Here is an 11,245-nt window from a genome sequence, read left to right on the forward strand (position 1 = left end):
GAGGATCGGCAGTGGATTCACCTGGATGCCGAGCGTGCGGCATCCGGGCCATTCGGGGGGACGATCGCGCACGGGTACCTGACGCTGTCGCTGCTGCCCCGGCTGACCGAGGGGCTGCTGCAGGTGGGCGGGGTCGCGATGGCGGTGAACTACGGCCTCGACAAGGTGCGGTTCCTGCAGCCGGTGCTCGCGGGGTCGCGGGTGCGGGCGGTGACCGAACTCGCGTCGGCGGACGAGACGCCGCAGGGCGTGCGGGTGGGGATGCGCACGACCGTCGAGATCGACGGGGGACGCAAGCCCGCGCTGATCGCCGAGACGCTGGCGCTGCTGGTCCCCGAGCCCGCCGGAGTGCCCACCCGCGAGTGAGTATTCGCGCCGCCGAGTGAGTACTCGTCGCGAATACTCACTCGGCAGCCGGTCAGTCGCGGGACAGGACCAGCGCCATGCCCTGGCCGCCGCCCACGCACATCGTCTCGAGGCCGTACCGCCCGCCCGTCGCGGCGAGCCCGTTGATCAGCGTCGACGTGATCCGGGCGCCGGTCATGCCGAACGGGTGTCCCACCGCGATCGCGCCGCCGTGCACGTTCAGCCGGCCGTCGTCGATGCCGAGCTCCCGCGCCGAGGGGATCACCTGCGCCGCGAACGCCTCGTTGATCTCCACGAGGTCCATGTCGTCGATTCCGAGCCCGGCGCGCGCCAGCGCCTGCCGCGACGCCTCGACGGGACCCAGCCCCATCACCTCCGGTGACAGCCCGCTCACGCCGGTCGACACGATCCGCGCCAGCGGCTGCAGTCCGAGTTCGTCCACCACCCGGCCGGACACGATCACGACGGCCGCCGCGCCGTCGTTGAGCGGGCAGCAGTTGCCCGCCGTCACCGTGCCGTCCGGCCGGAATACCGGGTCGAGCCCCGCGAGACCGGCCTCGGTCACCCCGGCCCGCGGCCCGTCGTCGGCAGTCACCACGCTGCCGTCCGCGAGCGTCACCGGCGTGATGTCGCGCTCCCAGAAGCCCGAGGCGATGGCCGCCTCGGCACGCTGCTGCGACCGGGCGGCATACGCGTCCTGCTGCTCGCGGGTCACCCCGTGCAGCTGCGCGACGTTCTCGGCGGTCTGGCCCATCGCGATGTACGCGTCCGGGAGCGCGCCGTCCGCGCGCGGGTCGACCCAGGCCGATGCCCCAGCCTCGCCGCGTGCGGCCGTGCGCGCCGCGGCATCCGCGAAGGCCGGGTTCACCGCCTCCGGCAGGTCGGCGTATCCGTGCGCATACTGCGACACCGACTCGACGCCCGCCGACACGAACACGTCGCCCTCGCCGGCCTTGATCGCGTGGAACGCCATGCGGGTCGTCTGCAGCGACGACGAGCAGTACCGGTTCACGGTCGTCCCCGGCACACCGTCGAGCCCGAGCAGCACCGCGACGATCCGCGCGATGTTCATGCCCTGCCTTCCGGCGGGCTGTCCGGTGCCGATCATCAGGTCGTCGATCCGCCCGGGGTCCAGAGACGGCACCATGGCCAGCGCCGCCTGCACCATCTGCGCGACGAGGTCGTCGGGGCGCACGTCCGCGAGCGACCCCTTGCGCGCGCGGCCGATGGGCGAGCGTGCCGTGGCGACGATGTATGCCTCGTTCATGAGGTGAACGCCTGGATGCCGGTGATCTCGCGCCCCACGATGAGCGTGTTCATGTCGTGTGTCCCTTCGAAGGTGTAGATCGCCTCGGCGTCGCAGAAGGCCCGCGCCGCGCCGTAGTCCAGCGTGATGCCGTTGCCGCCCATCACCTCTCGGCACAGGGCCACGGTCTCGCGCATGCGGGCGGTGACGAAGGCCTTCGCCATCGCCGCCTGGGCGTCGGTCTGCGTGCCCTCGTCCTGCAGCTGCGACACCCGCGTGCACATCGCCAGACATGCGGTGATGTTCGACAGCGCCGTGGCGAGCTTGTCCTGCACCAGCTGGAACGAGGCGATCGGCTTGCCGAACTGCTCCCGGGTGGCGGTGTAGCGCACGGCGGCCTCGTAGGCGCCGATGCCGTTGCCGAGCCCCTGCCAGGCGACCTCGGCGCGCGTCAGCCGCAGCACGATCGCGACCTCGGTGAACGACTCGATCCGCTGCAGTCGCAGGGAATCGGGAACGACGACGCCCGTGAGCGTGATGTCGGCGTTCTCAACGGCCCGCAGCGACTGCTTGCGCTCGATCTTGGTCGCCGAGTACCCGGGCGTGGAGGTGGGGACGATGAACCCCTTCATCTCTCCGTCGTCGGTGTCACGCGCCCAGACGACGGTGATGTCGGAGAATCCGGCGCTGCCGATCCAGCGCTTGGCGCCGTCGATCACCCACTCGTCGGTGCCGTCGGCCGCCGTCCGCCGGGTGGCGGTCGTGCGCAGTCCCCGCGCCGTGTCGGATCCCGACAGCGGCTCGGTCAGCGCGAACGCCCCGACCAGCTCGCCGCGCGCCATCGGCGGCAGCCATTGGGCGCGCTGCTCGTCGGATCCGCCGACCCAGATCGCGTTCATCGCCAGGCCGCTGTGCACGCCGAGGAAGGTGGCCGTCGAGGCATCCACCCGCGAGATCTCCAGGGCGACCCAGCCCCGGTACAGGGCGCTGTTGTCGTACTGGGCGACCTCGGGGATGCCGGCTCCGAGCATGCCCAGCTCGGCGAACCGGGGGAAGAGGTGGCGAGGGCTCTCCGCGCGTTCCCAGAACTCGTCCGCCCGCGGGGCGACCTCGTCACGCAGGAACGCCCGGATGCGGCCGAGCTGCGCGCGCTCAGCGTCGGTGAGCGCGCTCTGCAGGTCGTAGAAGTCGGCGTCGAGGCGCGCGGCAGGCGGCGCGTGCGTCTCGTCGGCGGGTGGGGTGAGGGTGAGCGGCATCGCTTCTCCGATCGTCGGTGATCCGGTGTGACGCCCATCATGCAACATTTCCCAGGATGTTGCATCCACCCGGCGCGGCTGTAGAGTTCCGGCATGTCCACGCCCGTGCCCGTCGCGCCGCCCATCGCGACGGTGGGGGTGGATGCCGCCCCCTCCTGGCTCTCGGCACGGCTGGCATCCCACGCCGACGCGCGGCGGGCGTTCGACCTCGCCCGCGAGCAGTTCATCGCCGGGCACCGCATCGACATGGGCGCGCTCGCCGCGGCGCTGGGGGTGGATCGCACGTCGCTCTTCCGCTGGGTGGGCAATCGCGACGCCCTGTTGAGCGAGGTGCTGTGGTCGCTCGCCGTCCCGACCCTGGTGCAGGCCGACCACGCCACCGCGGACCGCGTCGGCGCCGACCGCCTCGCCGAGCTGCTCACCCACTTCGTCGCCGACCTGAACCGCGCGCCCTATTTCCGCGAGTTCCTGCGGCGTGAGCCCGCCCGCGCGCTGCGGCTGCTCACGACGGTCGAGAGCGAGATCCAGCGTCGGTACGTCGCGACGGCCGAGTGGCTCGTGCGTGCCGAGCTCGGCGACCAGCCGCTCGGCGGGGCCATCGACGTGCACAACCTCGCCTATCTGCTCGTGCGCGTCTCGGAGTCGTTCACCTACGCCGACCTGATCGCCGGCGACGAGCCGAGCGCGTCGCGCGCCCGCGCGGCGTTCCGGGTGCTGCTGCGTGCCGACTGACCCTGGAGGACCGATGCCGCACTACGGCGTGCGCCGACCGTTCATGACCCGCTGGCGCGACAACGACCAGTACGGGCACCTGAACAACGTCGTCTACTACGAGGCGATGGATACCGCGGTCAACGCCTGGATGATCGTCGAGGGAGGCCTCGACCCGGCATCCTCTCCCGCGATCGCCCTCGTGGTGTCGTCGTCGTGCGACTACCGCGCCTCGGCGTCGTTCCCCGAGCCGCTCGAAGTCGGCATCGGCGTCGAGCGCCTGGGGACGACGAGCATCACATGGGCGCTCGGGATCCTGCGCCCCGGCGAGGATGAGCCGATCGCTGTGGGGCGTTTCGTTCACGTGTTCGTGGATGCCGACAGTCGCCGGCCCGTCCCCGTGCCGGATGCCGTACGCGCTGCGGTGGCGGGGCAGCTGCTCGACTGAGGTCCCGGCGGGACGCCGGTTCGAGCGCTGCGGGGTTTGGTGCCCGATACGCGCCCCGAACCGGTGGGTTGGGGGTTCGGTGCCCGATACGCGCCCCGAGCCGGTGGAGTGCGGGGTTGGGTGCCCGATACGCGCCCCGAACCGGTCGGTGGGGGTTGGGTGCCCGATACGCGCCCCGAACCGGGGGTTTGGGGGGTTCACCGCCCGATACGCGCCCCGAGCCGGTCGGGTTGGACACAAACCGACCAGGCGGTATGCTGAACCGGCGACGCGATGCGGCGCGGAGAGGGGTCGACGATGACCGACGTGCCGGGGCTCGACGTGCAAGCGCTCACCGAATGGTTCGCCGGTGCGCACCCCGACCTCGCAGACGGTGATCTGTCCGCCACCGTCATCGCCGGCGGCCGCAGCAACCTCACCTACGCGATCGACGGCGCGCGCCGCCCGCTCGTGCTGCGGCGCCCGCCGCTGGGCCACGTGCTCGCCAGCGCCCACGACATGCGGCGCGAGCACCGGGTCATCTCGGCGCTGGCATCCACGCCGGTGCCCGTGCCGGTAGCCGTGGACGTCGTCGACGACACCGGCGGGGCGATCACCGGCACCACCTTCTTCGTCATGGAGCGAGCGCCCGGGCGGGTGCTGTCCACACCCGGGCACAACGCCGGGTACGACCCCGCGGGGCTGGCCCGCCTGAGCACCGACCTCGTGCGGACCCTCGCGGATCTGCACGGCGTGGATCCGGCATCCGTGGGGCTGGCGGACTTCGGGCGCGCCGATGGATACCTCTCGCGCCAGATGTCCACGTGGAAGCGCCAGCTCGACGCCTCGCGCTCTCGCGAGACCCCCACGCTCGACGCGCTGCAGGAACGCCTGGGCGAGGGGATGCCGCAGAGCCGGCGCTCCGGCATCGTGCACGGCGACTACCGACTCGACAACGCCCTCGTCGAGGGAGCCGAACCGCGTCTGTCGGCCGTGCTCGACTGGGAGATGGCGACCCTCGGCGATCCGCTCGTTGACCTCGGGATCTTCGCGCTGTACTGGGACATCGCCGCGCTTCCCGCCGCGTTCGGGGGCGCGATTCCGAGCGCCGTCGATCCGGCCGCCGGCTACCCGCGCTTCGACGAGCTCGCCGAGGTGTACGCCCGTCAGGCCGGAACGGACCTGCCGGACCTCGGCTGGTACCGCGCGTTCGCGGCGTACAAGCTCGCGGTGATCCTCGAGGGGATCCATTACCGCTTCGTCGCCGGCGACACCGTCGGCGACGGATTCGACGGGATGGGCGCGCTGGTGGAACCCCTCGCCCGCCAAGGACTGGAGGCGCTCTGATGGACTTCGCCCACGATGACACCACCCGGCAGCTCGCCGAACGGGCGCGCGCCTTCGTCGACGAGCACGTGGTGCCTGCCGAAGCGGTGCTGCAGGAGCAGCTGGATGCCACGCCCGGCGAGTGGGCCTTCCGCCCGATCGTGACGGAGCTGCGGGAGCGCGCCCGCGCGGCCGGGCTGTGGAACCTGTTCCTGCCGGGCGAGCACGGGGCGGGGCTGACGAACCTGCAGTACGCGCCGATCGCAGAGATCACCGGGTGGAGCCCGCGGCTCGCGCCGGTGGCGTTCAACTGCGCCGCCCCCGACACCGGCAACATGGAGGTGCTGCACGACTTCGGCACGCCCGCCCAGCAGGAGCGGTGGCTCGAGCCGCTGCTCGATGCCCGCATCCGCTCGGCGTTCTGCATGACCGAGCCCGACGTGGCCTCGAGCGACGCGACGAACATCGGCACGCGCATCCGTCGCGACGGGGACTCCTACGTCGTATCGGGCCGCAAATGGTGGTCGACGGGGGCGATGAACCCGGATGCCGCGATCTTCATCGTGATGGGCAAGACCGATCCCGACGCCGAGCGGCATCGTCAGCAGTCGATGATCCTCGTGCCCCGCGACGCCCCCGGCGTGCGCGTGGAACGGGCGCTGACGGTGTTCGGCTACGACGATCGCGACCACGGGGGGCATGCCGAGGTCGTCTTCGACGACGTGCGGGTGCCGGCCGAGAACCTGCTCGCGGGGGAGGGCGACGGGTTCGCGATCGCGCAGGCGCGGCTGGGGCCCGGTCGCATCCACCACTGCATGCGGGCGCTGGGCATGGGCGAGCGGGCGCTGGCGCTGATGACCGACCGGGCGAACGAGCGCGTCGCGTTCGGGCGCACCCTGGGGGAGCAGGGGGTGATCCGCGAGTGGATCGCCGAGGCGCGGATCGAATTGGAGGCGCTGCGGCTGCTGGTGCTGAAGACCGCGTGGCTCATGGACACCGTCGGCAACCGCAAGGCGATGACCGAGATCCAGGCGATCAAGATCGCGGTGCCCCGCGCGGTGCAGCGCATCCTCGACCGGGCGATCCAGGTGTTCGGCGCGGCCGGTGTGTCGCAGGACACCCCCCTGGCCGAGCTGTTCGCGGGCATCCGCACCCTGCGCATCGCCGACGGCCCCGACGAAGTGCACCTCAACAGCCTCGGCCGCGCGCAGCTGCGCTCGCGAGTGAGTGTTCGCGCTCGCGAGTGAGTATTCGCATCGCCGAGTGAGTATTCGACAGAAGTTCCGTTCAACGACGAAAGGACCATCGTGACCCACCGACCCGACCCCGCCATCGACGACCCCGGCTACGCGACGCTGTCGGTCGCGAGCATCCTCGCCGAATCCGCGCAGCGCCACGCCGACCGCCCGGCGCTGCTCTTCGCCGGCGCCATGACGACCTATGCGCAGCTGTGGAACGAGGTGCGCGCGTACGCGGGCGCCCTGCGCGACCGCGGCATCCGCCCCGGAGACCGCGTCGCGATGATCGTGCCGAATGTGCCCGATTTCGCCCGCGTGTACTACGCCGCGCTGTCCCTCGGCGCCGTCGTGGTGCCCGTGCACCTGCTGTTCAAGGCCGACGAGATCGCGTACGTGCTGCGGGATGCCGAGGCGGACCTCTTCGTCGTCGCGGCCCCGCTGCTGGGCGAGGCGCTGCCGGCTGCGGCGGCCACCGGCATCCCCGTCGTCACGGTGCTGCTGCCCGCCGGCACGCCGTCACCGGCCGGCGACCTGCCCCGCCTCGAGGACGAGGCCGCCGCCGCCGAGCCGATCGTCCGTCACACCTCGACGCGCCCGTCGGATGCCGCGACGATCCTCTACACCAGCGGAACCACGGGTACCCCGAAGGGCGCCGTAGGGTCGCACCTGGCCCTCGTCGAACAGGTGCACTGCACCCTCATCGACTCGTTCAACCTGCACTCCGGCGACATCGTCTTCGGCGGACTGCCGCTGTTCCACACGTTCGGCCAGACGGCCGTGATGAACATGGCGTTCCGGGTCGGGGCGTCGATCATCCTGCTGCCGAGGTTCGACGCCGACGACGCGCTCGCCCTCATGGTCGCCCACGGGGCCACCGTGTTCACGGCGGTGCCGACGATGTACGTCGGGATGCTCGAGGCCGCTCGTCGCAGCGAGGCACGGCCGCCGCTTCGGTACGCGGTCTCGGGTGGCGCCGCGCTTCCCGTCGCCGTGCTCGAGGCGTTCCGCGGCGTCTTCGGCGCCGATGTGCACGAGGGCTACGGGCTGACCGAGACGGCGCCGATCGTGTCGTCGAACTCGCTCGTGGAGCCGATCAGACCCGGCACCGTGGGGCGTCCCCTCTGGGGGGTCGACGTGGCGATCGCCGATGCCGAGCAGGAGGAGCAGATCGCGCTGCTCACCGACCCCGACGCGCTGGGCGAGGTGGTGGTGCGCGGGCACAACCTGTTCAAGGGGTATCTCGGGCGGCCCGAGGCGACCGCGGCGACGATCGTCGATGGGTGGTTCCGCACCGGCGACCTCGGCCGGTTCGTCGACGGGGTGCTGACGATCGTGGACCGCAAGAAGGACATGATCGTGCGCAGCGGCTACAACGTGTACCCGACCGAAGTCGAGGCCGTGATCGCGCGGCATCCGGCGATCGCCGTCGCGGCGGTGTTCGGCGTGGCCGACGACCTGCGCGGCCAGGAGGTGCACGTGGCAGTCGTGCCGCACGACGGGCAGAGCGTGGATGCCGACGAGCTGATCGCCTTCACCCGCGAGCGCATCGCGGCGTACAAGTATCCGCGGGTGGTGCACCTGGTCGCGGAACTGCCCCTCGGCGGAAGCGGCAAGGTGCTCAAGCGGGAGCTCGTTGCCCGCTACTCGGCGGTGCCGACCGTCGCTGCCGCCGCCGTGATCCCCGACTCCGGGGTGGGCCCCATCGCCTGACCTGAAACCTGCTGAACGAACGCCGCGCCGGGGATCCCCGGCGCGGCGTTGCGCGTGCCCCCGCGCCAGACGCACATCACCCCCTGACGGAGCCCGCAGGCCCGTCAGGGGGTGATGTGCGATGACGCGCTCGGCGTCAGCTGCCGGGGACGGCGGCGCCGGTCAGCGGCACCGCCTGGCGCTCCACTGCCGTCACACTGCCGTCGCGCACCTCGTAGGTCGCGTCGATGTAGTCCTGCACGCCCTGGTCCACCGTCGTAATGCCCACGCCCAGATACGCGGCGTGGCTGTCGGGACCGAACGCCAGCGGCAGAATGCCGTTGCCCACGAGTTCGCCCGACCGCACCGCCTCGACGAGGGCCTCACGCGTCGGGTTCTCGCCCGCCGCCGCCAGCGCCTCAGCGAAGACGTACCCGACGCTCATGCCGAAGATCGTGTTGCCGTCGAAGGGGGCGTCGCCGTTGTACTCCGTGTTGATCTCGCGGAAGAGCTCGACCCACTCGTCGTCGGCCATCGGCAGGTAGTTGGTGCCGGTGAAGCCCTGCAGCAGCTTCGGCGCCATGTCCTCACCGAGGTAGCCCACGAGGGTGGGGTAGTCGGCGCCCGACGAGGAGCCGAACCACTGCGGGAACCAGCCCAGCTGCGCCGCGGTTCCGACCGCGAGCGCGGTGAAGCCGTTGATGGTCGCCAGCGTCACGATGTCGCATCCGGCCGCCTGCAGGGCGCCGATCTGCGCGGTGACGTCCTGGTTCGACACCGAGTACCGCTGCACCTCGGTGAGGCCGTCCGTGCCGAGGGCCATCTCCAGCCCTTCGAGGAACTCGTCGCCGAAGTCGTCGTCCTGACCGAGCATGCACACCGCCGCGTCGGGGAACTCGTCGGCCGCGTACTGGCCGAGCGCCGCGCCCTCGACGACGTAGTCGGCGTTGAAGCCGAACGTGTTCGGGTGGGTCTCGGGCTGGTTCCAGGCGGTCGAGCCCGATGCCACGAACAGGTCGGGCACCGAGTTCTGGTCGAGGAAGTCCAGCACCGACTGGTGGGTCGCCGTGCCGAGGCCGTTGAGGATCGCGAAGACCTCGTCCTGCTGCACGAGCTCCCGCACGACCGTCTGCGAGTTGGCCGGGTTGTACCCGTCGTCCTTCACGATGTACTCGATCGTGCGCCCGTTCACCCCGCCCTGGTCGTTGAGGTAGTCGAAGTACGCGTTCGTGGCGGCGGAGATCGACGAGTAGCCGGCGGCGGCCGGGCCGGTCAGCGGCATGTGGGTGCCGACGGTGACGGTCGTGTCGGTCACACCGGTGCTGTCGCCTGCGGCCTCGTCGTCACCGCCCGCTGCCGGTGCCGAGGGGGTGCTGCAGGCCGCGAGGCTGACAGCAAGGACGGATGCCGCGATCAGACCGCCCGTGCGACGGGCGGCGGAGCGCAGCGTCGAGCTCTGTTGGGACATGGGATCACCTTTCAATCGGGATGGTGCGGGAAGAGTCGGAGGATGCCGGAGCGTCGGATGCCGCGGCGGCAGAGGGCGGCGGCGAGTCAGGCCCCGCGGTCGACGCAGACTCCGCCGGTGCGGGAACGGACCCGGAACCACGCCGCCGCCGCAACGTGCCCGCCAGGCCCGCCACCCCGTCGGGGCGCAGGATCATGACGACGATCAACAGCGCGCCGAAGACGAGGAGCGACAGGTTGCCCGACAGGCGCTGCTCGAGCTCGCGGGGCAGGTCGAGGGCGCCGGCGCCTGCGCCGAGGGCCCAGGGCAGCACCACGATCACGACCGAGCCGATGGCGGCGCCGCCGATGCTCCCGAGTCCGCCGAGGACGGCAGCCACGACCAGCAGCAGCGAGAACGCCAGCGTGTAGCCGCCGGGGCCGACCGACTGCGTGATGAAGCAGAGCACCGCACCGCCCGCGCCGGCCGCGGCGGCGCTGAGGGTGAACGCGGTCACCTTGACGCGCCGGGCGGGAACGCCGTTCAGCCGCGCGGCGGTCTCGTCGTCGCGGACGGCCCGCATCCGAAGACCCAGGGCGCCCCGCCGCACGAGGGCGAGTGCGGTGACGACGACGGATGCCACGATGATCGCAACCCACGCCTGCCACTGCTCCAGCGCGATCAGCCGCTCCAGTGCCGTCGGCACCGGGTTGTAGGCCGTCTGCAGCCCTTGGTCGCCGCGGAAGACACCCGACCACACGCTGGTGATGGCGGGAACGGCGACGACCAGTGCCAGCGTGAGGCCGGCGAGGTAGGGGCCGTGCAGCCGCGCGGCGGCGAGGCCCAGCAGCAGCCCCAGCAGGCACGCGATCGCGACCCCGGCCACGAGGGAGACGACGAAGCGCAGCACGCCGTCGACGCCGGCATCCGTCAGGGCGTTCGACGTGAGGGCGTAGCCGTAGCCGCCCGCGGCCATCAGCGCGGCGTGGCCGAGCGACAGCTGCCCACTCAGCCCGATCAGCAGGCTGAGCCCGGCGACGGCGCAGAAGTACGCCGCAGCGGTGGCGAGCTGGAAGTTGCGGAACGGGTCGAGCAGGAATGTTCCACCCAGCGCGAGCACGGTGAGAAGGGCGGCGATCGTCAGCACGCGGGGCGTGCCGGTCAGGCCGGGGAACAGGCGCAGGCGGCGGTTCATGCGGTGCGCGCCTGTCGCATCGAGAACACTCCGCCGGGTTTGATCAGCAGCACCGCCACCAGCAGCACCAGCACGCCGATGGGCGCCACGGTGGAGCCGAGATACCCGGTGACGAGGCTCATCACGACTCCGACGGTGAGGCCGCCCAGCAGCGCCCCGATGGGGGAGTCGAGCCCTCCGACGACGGCGACGGTGAAGGCGTAGACGAAGAGGACGTCGGTGGAGTGGGGGTTGAGCCCCAGCTCGGTGGGGATCAGCAGCAGCGCCGCGAGCGCTGCCACCGCGGCCGACAGCATCCAGCCGATCGTCACCATGCGATCCACGCGCACCCCGAGCAGGCGCGA

The 11,245-nt window shown here is 71.6% G+C and carries 11 protein-coding genes; 6 read left to right on the top strand and 5 right to left on the bottom strand.

Going from position 1 to position 11,245, the window contains the following annotated elements; all coding sequences use genetic code 11:
• The coding region (locus tag NQ160_RS11020; RefSeq protein WP_257515288.1) for a MaoC family dehydratase at nt 1-366 on the top strand (366 nt) is incomplete at its 5' end.
• Nucleotides 367-418: 52 nt separating this feature from the next.
• Here NQ160_RS11020 and NQ160_RS11025 read toward each other — a convergent pair.
• Both NQ160_RS11025 and NQ160_RS11030 read right to left on the bottom strand, forming a co-directional pair.
• Nucleotides 419-1,633: an acetyl-CoA C-acetyltransferase gene (locus tag NQ160_RS11025; protein ID WP_257515289.1), complete on the bottom strand. Its 1,215-nt coding sequence runs from the start codon at nt 1,631-1,633 to the stop codon at nt 419-421.
• Nucleotides 1,630-2,868 carry an acyl-CoA dehydrogenase family protein gene (locus NQ160_RS11030; RefSeq protein WP_257515290.1) on the bottom strand — a complete coding sequence of 413 codons (1,239 nt, stop codon included), beginning with the start codon at nt 2,866-2,868 and terminating at the stop codon, nt 1,630-1,632. Before NQ160_RS11030 ends, NQ160_RS11025 begins: the two co-directional genes overlap by 4 nt.
• A gap of 93 nt (nt 2,869-2,961) precedes the next feature.
• Between NQ160_RS11030 and NQ160_RS11035 the strand changes: the two genes are divergently transcribed.
• From NQ160_RS11035 to NQ160_RS11055, 5 genes are all read left to right on the top strand, one after another.
• Nucleotides 2,962-3,600: a QsdR family transcriptional regulator gene (locus NQ160_RS11035; protein ID WP_257515291.1), complete on the top strand. Its 639-nt coding sequence runs from the start codon at nt 2,962-2,964 to the stop codon at nt 3,598-3,600.
• Between the two features lie 13 nt (nt 3,601-3,613).
• The gene (locus NQ160_RS11040) at nt 3,614-4,027 is read left to right on the top strand and encodes an acyl-CoA thioesterase (RefSeq protein ID WP_257515292.1); all 414 of its coding nucleotides are present in this window, start codon (nt 3,614-3,616) and stop codon (nt 4,025-4,027) included.
• 297 nt (nt 4,028-4,324) lie between these two features.
• Nucleotides 4,325-5,353, top strand: a complete 1,029-nt coding sequence (locus NQ160_RS11045) for a phosphotransferase family protein (protein ID WP_257515293.1) — start codon at nt 4,325-4,327, stop codon at nt 5,351-5,353.
• A complete protein-coding gene (locus NQ160_RS11050; RefSeq protein ID WP_257515294.1) occupies nt 5,353-6,579 on the top strand; it encodes an acyl-CoA dehydrogenase family protein in 1,227 nt (408 codons plus the stop codon). Before NQ160_RS11045 ends, NQ160_RS11050 begins: the two co-directional genes overlap by 1 nt.
• A 60-nt stretch (nt 6,580-6,639) precedes the next feature.
• Nucleotides 6,640-8,280: a long-chain-fatty-acid--CoA ligase gene (locus tag NQ160_RS11055; RefSeq protein WP_257515295.1), complete on the top strand. Its 1,641-nt coding sequence runs from the start codon at nt 6,640-6,642 to the stop codon at nt 8,278-8,280.
• Between the two features lie 136 nt (nt 8,281-8,416).
• Here NQ160_RS11055 and NQ160_RS11060 read toward each other — a convergent pair whose 3' ends face one another.
• The 3 genes from NQ160_RS11060 to NQ160_RS11070 all read right to left on the bottom strand — a co-directional run.
• The gene (locus NQ160_RS11060; RefSeq protein ID WP_257515296.1) at nt 8,417-9,727 is read right to left on the bottom strand and encodes an ABC transporter substrate-binding protein; all 1,311 of its coding nucleotides are present in this window, start codon (nt 9,725-9,727) and stop codon (nt 8,417-8,419) included.
• 4 nt (nt 9,728-9,731) lie between these two features.
• Nucleotides 9,732-10,901, bottom strand: coding sequence for a branched-chain amino acid ABC transporter permease (locus NQ160_RS11065; RefSeq protein WP_257515297.1), 1,170 nt, complete (start codon nt 10,899-10,901; stop codon nt 9,732-9,734).
• Nucleotides 10,898-11,245, bottom strand: a 348-nt coding sequence (locus tag NQ160_RS11070; protein ID WP_441338264.1) for an ABC transporter permease subunit, incomplete at its 5' end; no start/stop codon positions are given. The genes NQ160_RS11070 and NQ160_RS11065, both read right to left, overlap by 4 nt.

It is taken from the genome of Microbacterium sp. zg.Y909 (assembly GCF_024626565.1).